The organism is Pseudomonas sp. SWRI51 (assembly GCF_014268825.1).
In the GTDB taxonomy this organism is placed as follows: domain Bacteria; phylum Pseudomonadota; class Gammaproteobacteria; order Pseudomonadales; family Pseudomonadaceae; genus Aquipseudomonas; species Aquipseudomonas farsensis.
Map to the genome: position 1 here is coordinate 71,331 of NZ_JABWRG010000008.1, position 16,704 is coordinate 88,034.

16 protein-coding genes are annotated in these 16,704 nt (G+C 63.0%); 9 read left to right on the forward strand and 7 right to left on the reverse strand.

Going from position 1 to position 16,704, the window contains the following annotated elements:
* The first annotated feature begins 81 nt into the window (after positions 1 to 81).
* The gene (locus tag HU720_RS05075; RefSeq protein WP_186517794.1) at positions 82 to 948 is read left to right on the forward strand and encodes a sensor domain-containing diguanylate cyclase; all 867 of its coding nucleotides are present in this window, start codon (positions 82 to 84) and stop codon (positions 946 to 948) included.
* 183 nt (positions 949 to 1,131) lie between these two features.
* Here HU720_RS05075 and HU720_RS05080 read toward each other — a convergent pair whose 3' ends face one another.
* From HU720_RS05080 to HU720_RS05095, 4 genes are all read right to left on the reverse strand, one after another.
* Entirely contained in the window at positions 1,132 to 1,473 is a 342-nt protein-coding gene (locus tag HU720_RS05080; protein WP_186517796.1) for a hypothetical protein, read from the reverse strand.
* Between the two features lie 81 nt (positions 1,474 to 1,554).
* Entirely contained in the window at positions 1,555 to 2,259 is a 705-nt protein-coding gene (locus tag HU720_RS05085; protein WP_186517798.1) for an SDR family oxidoreductase, read from the reverse strand.
* 91 nt (positions 2,260 to 2,350) lie between these two features.
* Entirely contained in the window at positions 2,351 to 3,244 is an 894-nt protein-coding gene (locus HU720_RS05090) for a LysR substrate-binding domain-containing protein (protein ID WP_186517800.1), read from the reverse strand.
* Between the two features lie 70 nt (positions 3,245 to 3,314).
* Positions 3,315 to 3,890, reverse strand: a complete 576-nt coding sequence (locus tag HU720_RS05095; protein ID WP_186517802.1) for a hypothetical protein — start codon at positions 3,888 to 3,890, stop codon at positions 3,315 to 3,317.
* Positions 3,891 to 4,123: 233 nt separating this feature from the next.
* Here HU720_RS05095 and HU720_RS05100 point away from each other — a divergent pair, with 233 nt between their 5' ends.
* The 6 genes from HU720_RS05100 to HU720_RS05125 all read left to right on the forward strand — a co-directional run bounded on the left by HU720_RS05100 (position 4,124) and on the right by HU720_RS05125 (position 10,831).
* Entirely contained in the window at positions 4,124 to 5,221 is a 1,098-nt protein-coding gene (locus HU720_RS05100; RefSeq protein ID WP_186517804.1) for a carboxynorspermidine decarboxylase, read from the forward strand.
* Between the two features lie 32 nt (positions 5,222 to 5,253).
* Entirely contained in the window at positions 5,254 to 6,498 is a 1,245-nt protein-coding gene (locus HU720_RS05105; protein ID WP_186517806.1) for a saccharopine dehydrogenase family protein, read from the forward strand.
* A 156-nt stretch (positions 6,499 to 6,654) separates the two neighbouring features.
* The gene (locus HU720_RS05110) at positions 6,655 to 7,140 is read left to right on the forward strand and encodes a signal peptidase II (protein WP_186517808.1); all 486 of its coding nucleotides are present in this window, start codon (positions 6,655 to 6,657) and stop codon (positions 7,138 to 7,140) included.
* Between the two features lie 99 nt (positions 7,141 to 7,239).
* A complete protein-coding gene (locus HU720_RS05115) occupies positions 7,240 to 8,478 on the forward strand; it encodes an MFS transporter (RefSeq protein WP_186517810.1) in 1,239 nt (412 codons plus the stop codon).
* A gap of 245 nt (positions 8,479 to 8,723) precedes the next feature.
* Positions 8,724 to 9,944, forward strand: a complete 1,221-nt coding sequence (locus HU720_RS24235; protein WP_186517813.1) for a putative DNA modification/repair radical SAM protein — start codon at positions 8,724 to 8,726, stop codon at positions 9,942 to 9,944.
* Positions 9,935 to 10,831 carry a TIGR03915 family putative DNA repair protein gene (locus tag HU720_RS05125; RefSeq protein WP_186517815.1) on the forward strand — a complete coding sequence of 299 codons (897 nt, stop codon included), beginning with the start codon at positions 9,935 to 9,937 and terminating at the stop codon, positions 10,829 to 10,831. Before HU720_RS24235 ends, HU720_RS05125 begins: the two co-directional genes overlap by 10 nt.
* On the opposite strand, the gene HU720_RS05130 is transcribed toward HU720_RS05125, so the two are convergent.
* Entirely contained in the window at positions 10,793 to 11,989 is a 1,197-nt protein-coding gene (locus HU720_RS05130; protein ID WP_186517817.1) for a sugar transporter, read from the reverse strand. The two genes, HU720_RS05125 and HU720_RS05130, sit on opposite strands and share 39 nt — an antisense overlap.
* 211 nt (positions 11,990 to 12,200) lie before the next feature.
* On the opposite strand from HU720_RS05130, the gene HU720_RS05135 reads away from it, so the two are divergent.
* Positions 12,201 to 13,517 (forward strand): hypothetical protein, encoded by a 1,317-nt coding sequence (locus HU720_RS05135; RefSeq protein ID WP_186517819.1) that lies wholly within the window; start codon positions 12,201 to 12,203, stop codon positions 13,515 to 13,517.
* Between the two features lie 308 nt (positions 13,518 to 13,825).
* Here HU720_RS05135 and HU720_RS05140 read toward each other — a convergent pair whose 3' ends face one another.
* Positions 13,826 to 14,878: an NAD(P)-dependent alcohol dehydrogenase gene (locus HU720_RS05140; protein ID WP_186517821.1), complete on the reverse strand. Its 1,053-nt coding sequence runs from the start codon at positions 14,876 to 14,878 to the stop codon at positions 13,826 to 13,828.
* Between the two features lie 177 nt (positions 14,879 to 15,055).
* Between HU720_RS05140 and HU720_RS05145 the strand changes: the two genes are divergently transcribed.
* Positions 15,056 to 15,961, forward strand: coding sequence for an AraC family transcriptional regulator (locus HU720_RS05145; protein ID WP_186517824.1), 906 nt, complete (start codon positions 15,056 to 15,058; stop codon positions 15,959 to 15,961).
* 45 nt (positions 15,962 to 16,006) lie between these two features.
* On the opposite strand, the gene thpR is transcribed toward HU720_RS05145, so the two are convergent.
* Complete coding sequence (gene thpR / locus HU720_RS05150) at positions 16,007 to 16,552, reverse strand: RNA 2',3'-cyclic phosphodiesterase (RefSeq protein WP_186517826.1); 546 nt, start codon at positions 16,550 to 16,552, stop codon at positions 16,007 to 16,009.
* Positions 16,553 to 16,704: the final 152 nt, after the last annotated feature.

The window sequence follows — 16,704 nt, forward strand, 5'->3', positions numbered from 1 at the left end:
GCACGGCTATCTCGCCCATGGTGAAACCGCCCCTGCCCTGTGTATGCTGCTCGCGCCCCATGTACCGGACGTTCCTCTCCCATGCCCGTTGACCTGCAAGCCCTCTACCCGAGGCTGATCCACCTGATGCTGGACGCCGTTTTCGTGGTCGACCGGGACAACACCATCGTCTTCGTCAGCGATGCCTGCGAGGCCCTGCTCGGCTATCAGGCCTGCGAGCTGATCGGCACACCGATCACCCGCTACATGCACCCCGACGACCTCGAAGCCACCCGCGCATCGATTGTGCGGGTGATGAACGGCCAGCCCCACTTTGACTTTCGCAACCGTTATGTCCGCAAGGACGGCGCGGTGGTGCACATCCTCTGGGCGGCGTTCTGGTCGGACGAAGTGGGTGCGCGCATTGGTGTGGCGCGCAACGTAACAGCACTGACCGAGGCCGAGCAGGAGCTACGTTTTCTTGCCCATCACGACCCGCTGACAAGGCTGAGCAACCGTTCGCTGTTCAATCAGCGCCTGGCGGCTGCGTTGCAGGCAGCGCAGCGCCAACAGCAGCCACTTGCGCTGTTGTTTCTGGATGTCAACGGCTTCAAGGCAATCAACGACCTGTACGGCCATGCCTTGGGCGACCGCGTGCTGTGCGCGGTGGCGCGGCGCCTGGAAAGCTGCGTGGGCAGCTCGGGCACTGTGGCGCGGATGGGCGGCGACGAGTTCACCATATTGCTCACCGACAGCTACACCGCTGCCGCGGTGAGCGAGCGCATGGCGCAGATTCTGGCGGTAATGGCCGAGCCGCTGGGCGATGCGTTTGGCGGCCTGGCAATGCCATCGTGCAGCATTGGCGTGGCCTGCTACCCGGCAGATGGCTTGGATGCAGACGCGCTGCTCAGCCATGCCGATGGCGACATGTATGAGAAAAAACGCCGCAGGTATAGCGCCCGAGGCTAGATAGGCTCCGGGCTTGGACGGTCGATGCGAACGCTATGCGCTGTAGGAGCGGCCTTGTGTCGCGAAAGGCCCGCTTTGCGGCCCCGGCAATATCAGCTGGGTGCACATATCCTGGGGCCGCTTCGCAGCCCATCGCGGCGCAAGGCCGCTCCTACAATTTAGGTGCCTGGCCTGACATAGGCCTTACTTGGCGGCGTAGCCGTTGCAGGTACCCTTCTCCACCGCCATTTTGCCCAGCGGCGAGCCAGAGAGTTGAGTAACCATGCCGTCAACTTCAGCCTTGTACTGCGGCTCGGACTGCACTTTCAGAATCTCGGCCTTCAGCGGCGCCTCGACAGGCTCCTTGGCCAGCAGGTTGGCGACTGTGCCATTCAGGCCGGGTACGGCCTTGTTGCAGACCTGCTCCATGGCAACGATGGTGACCGCTACCTGGTGGTTCTCTGCCTGCGAGCTGGCCAGAGCGACGTTGCCAAGGCCAAGTGTTGCCACGCAGAGCGCCGCAGCGCTGATCCGTGCTGAGAACATGCAAAACTCCTTTTCCCGAAAATGAACGAGGCCGATTGCGGCCTCGGAGTCGTCGGACCACGGAATCTGCATTAGGTTGCATTAAACGCTTCGAGTCAGCCCGCCATCGACCTTAAGGTTCTGGCCGGTGATATACGCCGCCCCATCGCTTGCCAAGAACGCTACCGTCGCAGCAATTTCCTCGCTGGTGCCATAGCGCTTGAGCGGCACCATGTCGCGGCGTTGCTCGGTGGCCGGCAAGCTGTCGATCCAGCCCGGCAATACGTTGTTGATGCGCACATTGTCGGCCGCGTAGGTGTCGGCGAATATCTTGCTGAATGCCGCAAGCCCCGCACGGAACACGGCCGATGTGGGGAACATCTCGCTGGGTTCGAAGGCCCAGGCGGTCGAGATGTTGATGATCACCCCGCCCTTTTGCTGCTGCATGATCGGCGTTACCAGCCGCGCCGGGCGGATTACATTGAGCAAGTACACCTCCATGCCCGTATGCCAGTCATCATCGCTGATCTGCAGAATCGGTGCGCGCGGGCCGTGGCCTGCGCTATTGACCAGCACATCCACCCGCCCCCACTTGGCCATTACCGCATCGACCAGGCGTTGCAGGTCGTCGACCGACTGGTTGCTGCCCGTGACACCAATGCCGCCCAGCTCGGCCGCCAGCGCCTCGCCTTTGCCCGAGGACGACAGAATGCCCACCTTGAAGCCATCGGCGGCCAGGCGCCGCGCCGCTGCTGCGCCCATGCCGCTGCCGCCGGCGGTGATGATTGCCACTTTCTGAACTGACATGCTGCCTCCTGATGAACTGCGTTCGAGTGCAGTCACCCTAGCAGCCAGGTGCAGAGGCAGGCAGACAGCGCAGCAAGCGTCAGCCAGTAGCTCAGCTATTGGCTGCCTGCTGCCGGAGCCAATCCCTGACCACCCGCAGCGCATCCCCAGCCTGAGCCTTGCGTGGCCAGACCAGGTAAAACGCCTTGTCCAGCCGCCACTGCAAGCTGAATACCTGCTCAAGCCTGCCCGCCGCCAGGTCGGCCTCGACGAAAGCACGGCTGGCCAACGTAATACCTTGCCCGGCCACAGCGGCCTCGATGGCCAGCGACGTCTGGTTGAAACGCACATTGCGTGCCGTTGCCGGCGGGTGGCCGGGAAACACCGCAGCGCTGAACGCGGGCCAATAGTCATGGGCATCGTGCAAGGCTACGAAACGTTGCAGGGCTTCGAAGCTATCGGGACGGCCCTTCTCGCCCAGCAATCCGGGGCTCGCGACCGCCACCACGTGCGGCTGCATCAATAGCTCGACGTTCAAGCCGGCGCCGAACGGCGGTGTGCCATAGCGTACAGCCAGGTCTACCGCATCGGTGTGAAAGTGCGAGAGCCGGTCGGTGGCCAGCAGCCGCAGGTCGATATCGGGGTGGGCATCGGCAAAATGGCCAAGCCTTGGGATCAGCCACTTCGAGGCAAAGGTGGGGGTCACGCTGACGGTCAGTTGCAATGGCTGCGGCCGCAGCAACTGGGTTGCCTCATCGATTATCGCCAGGCCGCTACGCACGCTGGTGCTATAGGCGCGCCCAGCATCGGTCAGGCCCAGGCCACGCGGCAGACGCTCGAACAGGCGCACTTGCAGGCTCGCCTCCAGGCCCCGAATCTGCTGCGCCACGGCAGCCTGGGTCACACCCAGTTCCTCGGCGGCAAGGCGAAAATTGAGGTGGCGGGCGGCCACCTCGAACATGCGCAGCGCATTGAGCGACGGCAGCGCTGGGAATCCGGCAGGCATGGGGTGCAAATCTATTGGCTGAGGTCACAGCAGGCTAACGCCACGCTTGCCCCATGGGAAGGCCAAGGGATCAGGTAGGTGGCACGAACGGCTTGTAGTTCGGGTCGCGGTACAGGTCGTTGCCGTATGAGGTTGTTCTCTCCGGGCCGCCATCGGGGTAGGTCACATCGGGGTTTGGCTTGAGCGTCCAGGCCCCGTCAGCACCCTGTTCAACGGTTGTCGGGAAAAGCTTGCAAGACCCCTCGTCGCCGGACGTCATGCGGAACTGATAATAACGACCGGGCTGGGGTGTGAACTTGGCGGTGACGAAGCAGTAACGCGTTTTTTCGCCTTCCCAGCTCATGTGAACCTCGGTTTCTTTACCTGGGTGCACAGCGGTTTCATAAAAGTCGAAGGTCAGGTCCTGGCCGGCTTTAGGCATGCCGATGTCCTGGGTGTGAATGAACGGCAAGGGCCCGGTACGCACCACCCCGCCTGAGCGCACGCCATTGCTGTACTGATAGATGCTGGCATGCTGGGTGAAGTTGATGATGCGTATGAACGCCGGGTTCGGCTCGTTTTGCGGTGCGGAGAAATACTCGGTACGGGGCAGGTACTGACAGCCGGCCAACAGCGGCAAGGCGAGTAAATAGACGTGCAGACGCATGGTCGGGTCCCTTGACTTGTGTGCCAGCAAAGACCACTCAAAAGCTCGATGATTCCCTGAACAGTTGTACGGTCACAATCCTCTGTTCAACTGCACCCGCCGTTTTGCTGAAGACGCCACCGGCGCAAATCCTACGCAACGCGACGAAAAGCGCCCTGCGCCCTTTCGAACTGTGGCAAGTGAAGGCACAATGCGTGTCCTTTTTTTGGCCGGCCTGGCCGGGGGCCTATTAGATGATCAAAACGCCGTACTACCTCATCGATAAACAAAAGCTGCTGGGCAACATGGAAAAGATCGCCTACGTGCGCGAAAAATCCGGTGCCAAGGCCCTGCTTGCCCTCAAGTGCTTCGCCACCTGGTCGGTGTTCGACCTGATGCAGCAGTACATGGACGGCACCACGTCGTCTTCGCTGTTCGAGCTCAAGCTCGGCCGCCAGAAGTTTGCCGGCGAAACCCACGCCTACAGCGTGGCCTGGGCCGACGATGAAGTCGAAGAGATGCTCGAAAACTGCGACAAGATCATCTTCAACTCGATCGGCCAGCTGCAACGCTTCGCCGAACAGTCCCAAGGCAAGGTCCGCGGCCTGCGTGTCAACCCACAGGTCAGCAGCTCCGATTACCTGCTGGCAGACCCTGCGCGCCCCTTCAGCCGCCTGGGCGAATGGGACCCGGTGAAAATCGAGCAGGTCATCGAGCAGATTTCCGGTTTCATGTTCCACAACAACTGCGAGAACGGCGACTTCAGCCTGTTCGACAAAATGCTCAGCCACATCGAAGAGCGCTTCGGCCACCTGCTGCACAAGGTCGAATGGGTAAGCCTGGGTGGCGGCATCCACTTCACCGGCGAAGACTATGCCGTGGACGCGTTCTGCGCGCGCCTGAAGGCATTCTCCGAGCAGTACGGCGTGCAGGTTTACCTGGAGCCTGGCGAAGCGGCTATCACCAACAGCGCCTCGCTGGAAGTGACAGTGCTCGACACCCTGTACAACGGCAAGCACCTGGCCGTAGTCGACAGCTCGATCGAAGCACACCTGCTCGACCTGCTGATCTACCGCCTCAACGCCAAGATGGCCCCCAACGATGGCGAGCACACCTATATGGTCTGCGGCAAATCGTGCCTGGCCGGTGACATCTTCGGCGAGTACCAGTTCGACAAACCCCTGGCCATCGGCGATCGCCTGTCGTTCATCGACACGGCGGGCTACACCATGGTCAAGAAAAACTGGTTCAACGGTCTGAAAATGCCTTCCATCGCGGTCAAGCAACTCGACGGCAGCGTCGAAGTAGTGCGCGAGTTCGGTTTCGACGACTACGTTTCCAGCCTGTCCTAAGACGGCTACCACAGTAAGGAGCATGGGATAAATTGAAGAAGAACGTTCTTATCATTGGTGCAGGAGGTGTCGCCAAGGTGGTGGCCCACAAGTGCGCACAGCATAACGACGAACTGGGTCGTATTGCGATTGCGTCACGGAACATCTCCAAATGCCAGGCCATCATCGACAGCGTCAAGGCCAAGGGTAGCCTCAAGGTACCCGCCGACATCCAGGCCTTCTCGCTAAACGCCCTCGATGTCGAGGCAACCAAGGCACTGATCCGCGAGACCGAATCGCAGATCGTGATCAACGTAGGCTCAGCGTTCCTTAACATGTCGGTGCTGCGTGCCTGCATCGATACCGGTGTGGCTTACCTGGACACCGCAATTCACGAAGAACCGGGCAAGATCTGCGAAACCCCGCCCTGGTACGGCAACTACGAGTGGAAACACCTCGAGGAATGCCAGCAGAAGAACATTACCGCCATTCTCGGCGTCGGTTTCGACCCGGGTGTGGTGAACAGCTACGCAAAACTTGCGCAGCAGCAGTATTTCGACCGCATTGATTCGATCGACATTCTCGACGTCAATGCCGGGTCCCACGGCAAGTACTTCGCCACCAACTTCGACCCGGAAATCAACTTCCGTGAGTTTACCGGGCAAGTCTGGAGCTGGCAGAACAGCCAGTGGACCAGCAACAGCATGTTCGAGGTCAAGCGCACCGACGACCTGCCGGTAGTGGGGTCGCAGAACCTGTACCTGACCGGCCACGACGAAGTGCACTCGATCTCGAAGAACCTCGGCGTGCCGAACGTGCGGTTCTGGATGAGCTTTGGCGAGCACTACATCAATGTGTTCACCGTGCTGAAAAACCTCGGCCTGCTCAGCGAGCAACCGGTCAAGACCGCCGAAGGCCTGGAAGTGGTACCGCTGAAAGTGGTCAAGGCCGTGCTGCCGGACCCAGCCTCGCTGGCCCCGGGCTACACCGGCAAGACCTGCATCGGCGACCTGGTCAAAGGCACCAAGGACGGCCAGCCGCGCGAGGTGTTCATCTACAACGTGGCTGACCACGAAGAGGCCTACGCCGAAACCGACAGCCAGGGCATTTCCTACACCGCTGGCGTGCCGCCAGTCGCTGCGGCGCTGTTGGTTGCCCGCGGCGAGTGGGATGCCGGGCGCATGGTCAACGTCGAGGAACTGCCAGCCGAGCCGTTCCTCAAGGCGCTTGATGTAATGGGCCTGCCGACCCGTGTCAAAGATGAAAAAGGCGACCGTCCGTGGGACGCTGAAGCCTGAGTAACACACCGCAAGGGCGCCATCTGGCGCCCTTTCTGCATCTATAGGCCAGCCACTGCCCAGGCGCTCGGACCTTTCGTTCAGGCCACGCCTGCGCTATCTTCGCCGCGCTGCCGGCAACCCCGCCATGACCTGCGCAGCGAAGGAACCGCCTGCATGCTTTCCAGCCGTACCCTCACCCTGATCCTGGGTGTCGCTTTCATCATGCTCGACCAGTGGGTCAAGCTCATCGCCCTGGTAGGCCTCAAGTCCCACAGCTATGTGTTCGGCAACCAGCATGCCTGGCTGGATGTGGCGCTGAGCCTGAACCCCGGCGCCTTCCTGAGCCTGGGCGCCGGCATGTCGCCGCTGGTAAAGCAATTGATCTTCGTGGCCATGGTTGGCGTGGTGTGCTGCTGGGCGATTGTCTGGGCACTGCGCAACTGGGCAGCCACCCCCCTCAAGGCAGGTGCGGCGTATTTCATCGCCATGGGCGGTGTTGCCAATCTGATCGACCGGGTGACCCGCGACGGCCATGTGGTCGACTACCTGGTGCTCAACCTCGGGCCGCTGCACACCGGCGTGTTCAACCTCGCCGACATTGCGATCATGGCCGGTGCCGGTGTGCTGCTGTGGACAGGCCTGAAAAAGCCACAAAGCTGAATAAGGTGATCGGGCGCTAACCTCAAGGTCGTGATGTTCATACCTGAAACGGCTGCACGCTCTGTTATAGCTGCCACACCTATAAAAAGAGACGCCTGTATGACCGCGCCCACCCCTGCCCCGCAGCGCCTGTTCGCGCTGTTCTGCCTGGCCAGTTTCCTGCTTTCGCTGTCATACGGCTGCACCTTCCTGCTGGCCAAACTAATGGCCGCCCACGGCGGCGGCGAGTCGGATGCCGGAAAGGTGATTGCCAGTGCCATGCTCAGCACCTTCGTGGCGGTGGTTTCCTGCGGGCACCTCAGCGACCGCATCGGCGCACCCCGCACCGTCGCCGGCGCGGCACTGTTGCTGGCCGGGGCCTGCCTGGGCTTTGCCTGGGCACCGGCGCATGCCAACGTGCTGCTGCCGTTCGGCGTGCTGCTGGGGTTTGGCTGGGGCACGTTCTACACCCTCGGCCCAATCATCGTGGCGATGACCATCGAGCCGTCGCAACGGATGAAGTACTTCGCCCTGCTTTCGGGCAGCATGATGACCGGCATCGGCAGCGGGCCACTGACCGGGCGTACCTTCGAAGCCCTCGGCCTGCCCCTCGAAACCGCGTTCGTCAGCGCCGCTTGTGCCAGCGTGTTGGGCGGGCTGCTGTTCGTTGCCATCGCCGCGCCGCTGCGCCAGGCCCAGGCCGGCGTGGGGCCGCTTGGTGCGAGCCGGCTGAGCCTGCGCGCGGCACTGCGGGTGCTGGCGTCACCGGCAGTGTTCCCGATCATCATGGTCGGCCTGGGCGGCGCCATTTTTGCTGGGTTGTCGAGTTTTCAGACCAGTTATGCAGCCGCGCGGCAACTCGACTATTCGCTGTTCTTCGTGGGTTTTACCTGCGCCGCCATCAGCTGCCGCCTGCTGGTAGCGGGGCTGATCGTCAAGCGCGACCCGTACCTGTTTGCCTGCCTGCTCAGCGGGCTGATGGTGCTGGCGGTCTTGATGCTGAGCTTTACCGTGTACAGCGGCGCCGCGTATGTGCTGGCCGCAGCGGTGCTGGGGGTGGGCTACGGGCTGACCTACTCGGTAATCAACGGCCAGGCTGCCAATCAGGCACCGGCTGGTCATATGGCCCAGGCATTGGTGCTGTTCAGCCTGGCGTACTTTATCGGTGTATTCGGTTTTCCGTGGCTGGCCGGGCAGGTCATCGAGCAGGCTGGGGTGGCTGGGTTGCTTGAGGTGGTACTGCTGCTGGCACTGACCAATTGGGCGATCAGCCTGGGGCGGCTGGGGTGGCGCTGGCGGGCTCGGCGGCTGACAGGGGCGCTGGGGATAGGCAGTAAGCAGCGCGAGATAAACTCATAGGATGTGGCCTACATAGAGCGAAGAAAAGCCCGGTCTGGACCACAGCCTCATCTTAAGAAGGTCCCAGCTCCCCAGCCCATCTCACCCTGAAGAAGATCGCTGACTCGTTAGAATTCACACACTCGACAAACAAATTGGCGATGCCGTTGGCCTACTGAATCAGTCAGGCATTTCGACAACTGGCGCTTGCTATCAGAACAATCTCGAAATACTGTATGAATACTCAGTATTACTGGATTGCGCCCATGCAGCTTATCGCCAAACTCGGCATCCTCGCCGACGCCGCCAAGTACGACGCCTCCTGCGCCAGCAGCGGCGCGCCCAAGCGTAGTTCGCGCGGGCGTGATGGCCTTGGCGCTACCGACGGCATGGGCATCTGCCACAGCTATACCCCCGATGGCCGCTGTGTTTCGCTGCTCAAAGTGCTGCTGACCAACTTTTGCCTGTACGACTGCCAGTATTGCGTCAACCGCCGCTCCAGCAACGTCCCCAGGGCACGTTTCACCCCCGAAGAGGTGGTCCGCCTGACGCTGGACTTCTACCGGCGCAATTGCATCAGCGGCCTGTTCTTGAGCTCCGGCATCATCCGCTCGGCCGACTACACCATGGAACAGCTGATTCGCGTGGCCCGGCTGCTGCGCGAGGAACACAACTTCCGCGGCTACATCCACCTCAAGACCATCCCCGACGCCGACCCGCTGCTGATTGAAGAAGCCGGCCGCCTGGCCGACCGGCTCAGTGTCAATATCGAATTGCCCACCGATGCCAGCCTCAAGCTGCTGGCGCCGGAAAAACAAGCCAGCACCATTCGCCAGGCCATGGGCGTGATCTACCAGGGCCAGCAGGCGGTGGCCAATGAGCCGCGCGCACCGCGCTTCACGCCTGCCGGGCAAAGCACCCAAGTAATTGTCGGCGCCGACGCCACCGATGACAGCACCCTGCTGCGCAACGCTGAATCGCTGTACCAAGGGTTTGGCCTCAAGCGCGTGTATTACTCAGCCTTCAGTCCGATCCCCGACAGCCCCGGCAGTGTGCCGTTGGCCGCCCCGCCGCTGCTACGCGAACACCGCCTGTACCAGGCCGACTTCCTGCTGCGCGGTTATGGCTACAAGGCCGGTGAGTTACTCGGTGAAGTGGGCAACCTGGCGCTGGACATCGACCCAAAGCTTGCCTGGGCGCTGGCCAACCGCGAAGTCTTCCCGCTGGATGTAAACCGCGCCGAGCCGGCGCTGCTGGCGCGCATCCCAGGCATTGGCCTGCGCAGCGTGCAGCGCCTGGTGGCATTGCGTCGCGAGCGGCGCATCCGTTACGACGACCTGATTCAACTGCGCTGCGTGCTGGACAAAGCCCGGCCCTTTATCGTCACCAGCGACTATCGCCCGGCGCAGGCAGAACTGCGCAGCGGCCTGTTGCGCGCAAGGCTGCGCGAGCCGCAGGCACCGGTGCAGATGGGGTTGTGGGGGTGATAGCACTCGACTGCGACGACTGCTTCGCCACCTGGCGCGACCAGGCCCGGCGCCTGCTCGGCCATGGCATCGACCCTGCCGAAGTCACCTGGGGCCAAGGGCCGATGGACGACCTGCTGGCCGTACCCGCGCCTTTGCCCGAAGGCGACGGGCCGTTTCGTGCCCGCATTCCGGCGGCATTGCTTGCGCAACTGGAACAGGCCAGCCGTTACCGTGGCGAGCAACGCTGGAACCTGTTGTATGAGGTGCTGTGGCGCGTCGCCCACGGTGACCGCACTGCCATGCTGGCGGGTGAGCGCCTGGGCAGCGAGCTGCATCGGCGTATCAAGCAGGTCAGCCGCGAAGCTCATCACTTGCATGCCTTCGTGCGTTTCGTGCCGCTGCCCGAGGCCTTGGCCGAAACGCTACAACTGGACCTGATCGCCTGGCATGAGCCGGCCCATGACATTCTCGACAGCGCCAGCGGCCATTTTGCCGAGCGCCTGGGCCGCCAGCGCTGGCTGATCGCAACGCCGCGTGATGGCATTCGCTACGACGGCAGGGCGCTGGATTACCAGCGCAACTGCCCGCCCCAGTGGCAAGACTGGGCGCGCAACGGCGAAGACCCAGGCGCCGAACTGTGGCTTACCTACTACCGCAATATCTTCAACCCGGCCCGGCTCAACCCCGACGCCCTGCGCCAGCACTTGCCTGGGCGCTTCTGGCGCAACTTGCCCGAAGGGCCGTTGATACCGCAACTGGTCGGCCAGGCCCGCCACGGCAAACAGCGTGACGGGCAAGCGCTGGAAGTCGGCATGCAGCGCGGCAAACAGGTGGCCAAGACAGCCGAGCAGATGGCTGCTGAATTGTCAGCCCAGCGCTTGGCGAAAACGCCTGCTGCTGGCTAGCGCCAGCACCAGCCCCACCACTGCAACGCTGCCGCCCACCAGGCCAATATCAGCCACGCCCAACTGGCTGCTGACAATACTGCCCAGCAACGCCCCGCCCCCAATGCCGATGTTGTAGATGCCCGAGAACAAGGCCATGGCCACATCGGTGGCATCGGAGGCCAGCTTCAGCGTCTTCGATTGCAGCGCCAGGCTGAAGCTTAGAATCGCGATACCCCACACCATGCTCAGGCCGGCGAACAGGTAGAAGTTGCCCGACAGCGGCAGCAGCAAAAGCAGGCATGCCGCCAGCGCGCCAATCGAGCCCACCAGAAAACCCTGTGGGAAACGCTCGCTGTAGCGGCTGAACAGCACCGAGCCCACTACCCCGGCACCGCCGAACAGCAATAGCAGCAATGTGGTGCGATCGCCGCCAATCTGCGCCACGTGCAGCGCGAACGGCTCGATGTAGCTGTAGGCGGTAAATTGCGCGGTGATCACCAGCGTTACCAACAAATAAGTAATCACCAGCGCCGGGCGTTTGAACAATACCGGCAGGCTGCGCAGCGAGCCTGAGTTCTGGCTGGGCAACAACGGTAGCGACTTCATCAGGCACAGCATGGTGGCCAGCGCCACCCCGGCAATGCACAGGAACGTCACCCGCCAGCCCAGCGCTTCGCCCACGACCCGACCCAACGGGATACCCAGGACCATCGCCAGGGTGGTGCCGGTGGCCAGCAGCCCCAGGGCCTTGGCCTGCTGGCCGGGCGGTGCCACCCGCACCGCGAGCGAGGCCGTGATGGCCCAGAACACGGCATGGGACAACGCGATACCGATGCGGCTTACCAGCAGCATGGCGAAACTCTGCGACACCCACGACAACAAGTGGCTGACGATGAACACCACGAACACGAACAGCAGCAGGCGCCGCCGCTCGATGTTGCGCGTGATCAGCATCATCGGCAACGAGGCCAGCGCCACCACCCAGGCGTAGATGGTCAGCATCAGGCCGACCTGGGCGGTGCTCATGTCGAAGCTGCGGCCGATATCGCTAAGCAGCGCGACCGGTACAAACTCAGTGGTATTGAAGATGAACGCCGCCAACGCCAGGGCGATGACGCTAAGCCAGCTGCCGCCACCGGCGGTGGGCGGCATTTGGGTTGGAATAGGACCATTCATGGGTAAAGGCTTTTCTCCACAGACAGGGCAACAGAACGCGCACCCCAGGCGATGATTCAGCCTGGTCGACGCACGGTTTATTGTTGGAAGGATGCCCGCATGGTACGCATCAAGCCTGGGCCTCACAACCGCGCGCGCAGACGGAGTAACATGCACGTTTGCATGGCAACACCCCCTGGTAACAACGCGGAACAAGGAGCGCGATCCGCCCATGGACAAGCAACACCCGCAGCAGCAGTGGCGCGAAGCCGTACTGGCCTACGCCGAAGCCATCAACCACTATGTCGAGCAAGGCCGCAGCCAAGGCTGGGATAACCTCAAAGAGCCCAGCCACGCCAACACCGAGCACTTGCTCCCAGCCTGGCGCGAGGCGCTCGAGGCGATCAACCAGCCGGGTACCAGCGCGGCGCAGCGCCAACAGTTCCGCGAGGCCTGGCCACCGGCGCACCAACCGCTGGTGCCCCTGCTGGACGAACACGGCCAAGGCATCAGCCAGGTGCTGATGCTCGATGACGGCAGCCTGCTGGCGCGGGTCGGCATGCCCTACGAAAGAGGTCAGGTGCTGCGCATCGATGGCGATGTGGTCACCCCCCTGATCGGCGTCGAGCACTTCGGCCGCTGCCCACAGCGTCGGTTCTATGCGCTGGCCAACGATGAGGGCATTCGTGTCACCGACGGCTGGGGCGGCAAGCTGGTAACGCGACTGCCTTGGCCAAATGGGCTCGAAGGTTTGCCGGCCGGTTACCCGTTCGAGCCGCTGGACATGCCGCCACGCCCCAGCGCGCTGATTCCCTTCCCCGATGGGCAACGGGTGTTGCTGGCCAGCAGCGATGGCATCTTCGTACTTGAAGCCCACGGCGCGACCCGGCTGCTGCCCAGGGGTGACGATATTCTCGAAGAGCTCAACAACGGCACCGACCCGGATGACGTCGGCCTTGGCCTGAGCATGGAGCATGTGGCGATGTCGCCGGATGGACGCCTGATTGCACTGGGCGAACAGTGCGGCCGGCATCTGGTGCTGGGTGAACAGTTGCAGCGCCTGGCGGTGATTGGCCCGGCCAGCGAGTACCCGCACTTCGCGCTGTTCAACCAGGCCGGCGACCAGGTGCTGTTGAATGCCTGCCATTTCTACCATGGCGCCAGCGTCGGCGTGCGGGTGGCTGACCTGCCAGGGCTGGATACCGACTACTACAGTGAAGATGCCCGAGCACCGCTGTTGCAGGACGGGGCGCGGCTGTATGCGGGGGTGGCGCGCCAGGACGAATACATCGTTGGCGATGCCCACGGTTACCTGCGCGCCTTCAGCGAGGACGGCACCGAGCACTGGCAGCATTACCTGGGGTCGACCATCAGCGCCATGGACATCAGCGCTGATGGCCGCACCCTGGTGGCCGCCAGTTACGCCGGGTTCATCTCGGTCATCGCGTTGGATCGCGGCCGGCCTGCATGGCAGATCGGCACCGGCAACCACACCGAGCTGCGGCGCTGGCTGTGCTGGAAAGGGTTCGAACAGCCACTGGCTTGGTAAGCCGTGAGGGTGGGGCAGCCTGTGATGGCCCTATCGCAGGCTGTCGCCAGCTCCTACAGGGATCTGCGCAAGACGCCAATATCGCAGCTGACGCGGTCTCTGTGGGAACTTCTGTGGTTATGTACAAGCACACATCTCTTTGTGGCGAGCGGGCTTGCCCCGCGTTGGGCTGCGCAGCAGCCCTAAAACCCAAGGAAAACCCTCAGGGCTGCTGCGCAGCCCAACGCGGGGCAAGCCCGTTCACCACAACTGTCTCTGTATGGCGCCAGCCTGCGATAGGGCCATCACAGGCGCACTCGGCCTCGCGATCAGGCCTGCAGGGTTGCCATGTCGATGACGAAGCGGTACTTCACATCACCGGCAATCATGCGTTCGTAGGCTTCGTTGATCTGGCGGATATCCAGCATCTCGATATCGCAGGTAATGCCGTGCTCGGCGCAGAATTCCAGTACTTCCTGGGTCTCGGCCACACCACCGATCAACGACCCGGCAAGCACCCGGCGCTGCATCACCAGGTTTGCGGCATGCACCGGCGGCTCGATCGGCTCGATCAGGCCAACCAGAATGTGCACGCCACCAAACGCCAGGGTTTGCAGGTACGGGTTCAGGTCGTGTTGCACCGGGATGGTATCGAGCAGGAAATCAAAACGCCCGGCCGCAGCGCGCATCTGTGCTTCGTCGCTGGACACGATCACATGGTCCGCACCTTGGCGGCGCGCCTCTTCGGCCTTGCTTGCCGAACGGGTGAACAGCGTCACCTCGGCGCCCAGCGCCTTGGCGAACTTGATGCCCATGTGGCCCAGGCCACCCATGCCAAGCACACCGACCTTGTGGCCAGGGCCTACACCATGGGCCTTGAGCGGCGAATAGGTGGTAATGCCGGCGCATAGAATAGGCGCGGCGCTGGCCAGGTCCAGGCCCTGCGGGATGCGCAGCACGAAGTGCTCGCTGACCACGATGCTGTTGGAGTAGCCGCCCATGGTGTTGCTGCCATCGACCCGGTCGGGGGTGGCATAGGTCATGGTCGGGCCTTCAAGGCAGTACTGCTCCTCATCCTGGCGGCAGGCTGCGCACTGGCGGCACGAGTCGACCATGCAGCCGACGCCAACCAGGTCGCCAACCTTGTAGCGGCTGACTTCGGCGCCCACAGCGGTAACCCGGCCAACGATCTCGTGGCCCGGCATCAGCGGGTACACCGCGATGCCCCACTCGTTGCGGGCCTGGTGGATGTCAGAGTGACATACGCCACAGTAGAGAATTTCGATGGCCACATCGTCGGCGCGCGGGCTGCGGCGCTCGAAGGTCATGGGAGCCAGAGGGCTGGTTGGGGTTTGCGCGGCATAACCGATGGCTGTGTACATGCAGGGCCTCCTAAAGTGAAACGGTTCAGGCGAACCATTTTGCGCACTCAAGCCGCCCTCGCCCACCGCCGATTCTCCGGTATGCATGCCTGATTCTCCGAACCAGCTAAAAGCTGCTGGCGCTGACCGGCTATTCTGCGAAGATCGCACTGTCCGATTCTCTGCCCCAGGTAGACCATGCACCTGACTCGCCACGTGGATGCCAACGCCACACTCTGCACCCTGATCCGCACCCTCGCCACCCGCCCCGGCTTCGTGCCCACGGCGCTGCCCGAAGTCCAGGTACTGACCTGGGACCATTACGTGGCCAGCAGCCCGCAGATCTACGAACCCAGCCTGATCATCCTCGCCCAGGGCAGCAAGTTGGCGCGCCTGGGCCCGCGCACCCTCGAGTACGGCGCCGGGCATTATCTGGTGCAGGCGTTGTCAGTGCCGTTCATGTGCGAAACCTTTGCCACCCGCGAGGCGCCGCTGCTGGGCGTCGCCGTGGCCATCGACCGCGCCATGCTGGGCGAACTGGTGCAACGCATGAACCTGGCGCCAGACCCAGCGGTGCAGGTGCAAACGCCGCAGTCGATGAGCTCGGCAGCGCTGGATGGCGCCATGCGCGCCAGCGTCGAGCGCCTGTTGCACTGCCTGCAAGACCCGCTCGATGCCAAGGTGCTGGGCGCTGCGCGGGTCCGCGAGGTGCTCTATACCGCCCTGCGCGGCCCGCAGGCCGGGGTGTTGCGCGCGCTGGTGGAACAGCAGGGGCACTTTGCCCGGATCGGCGCCGCCATGGCCTACCTACGCGCTCACTACGCCGAACCGCTGGGTGTGGACGAACTGGCCGGGCGTGCCAACATGAGCGTGTCGACCTTCCACGAACATTTCAAACGCGCCACCGACCTGGCCCCCATGCAGTACCTCAAGCGCCTGCGCTTGCTCAAGGCGCAGCAGATGCTGATCGGTGAAGGGCTGGGCGTGGCGCAGGTGGCGCACCGCGTGGGTTACCAGAGCACCTCGCAGTTCAGCCGCGAGTACAAGCGCGAGTTTCAACGTGGCCCGGGGGAAGAGCAGCCGTATCAGAGTTTGCCGGTCTAACTCAGCTTCTCCAAAGTGCGAGTTGCGGCGCGGTTTCAACGCCACTCAGCCATCCAACGCCCACTCGGCCAACGGCAAATAACTCCCCTTGCGCGACTCATACAAGGCAAAGCGCCGTGCATTGAGAAAGAACGCCGGCGCTTCTGCGGCCTCGGGCGGTTCGCCGCGATAGTCGCGCGACAAGGTCAGGTGCGGCCGGTACTCGCGACTGGCAACCGCAAACCCCAGCGGCAGCAGTGCCTGCTCTAGCGCATACACCAGTTGCAGCAAGGCCGGCGGGTTCTGCTGTGGCGCCAACACCAACGCGCCAGCGCGTGGCCATGCCTGCAGGCGGTCGAGCACCAGGCGCACGGGCGGCGGGCGGCGCTCCAGCCGCTCTATCGCCGCACAAATCGCCGGCACCTGCGCCGCGTCGATATCGCCCAGAAACAGCAAGGTCACATGGAAATTGTCAGCCGGCACGGGCTTGCCACTGCGCAAGGCCAGACCGCGGCGCCAATTGGCTAGGTCGCGGCGCTGGGCATCACTGATGGGCAGTGCAAAAAACAGCCGTTTGAAGGGGGCGCCGCTAGGACGTTGCTCCTGAGCCATCGGTTGCTCCTTTAGGGCGTGGGGGGGGGTGAAACGATTGCGCTATCTGTAGGCCATTAGCCCTAAGTCGCCCGGATTTATCTTAACAAGACCCAGCTCGAAGTTTATGCTGGCGGGCTAGAGCCATGGCGCATGGCCATTTTTTGACAAGT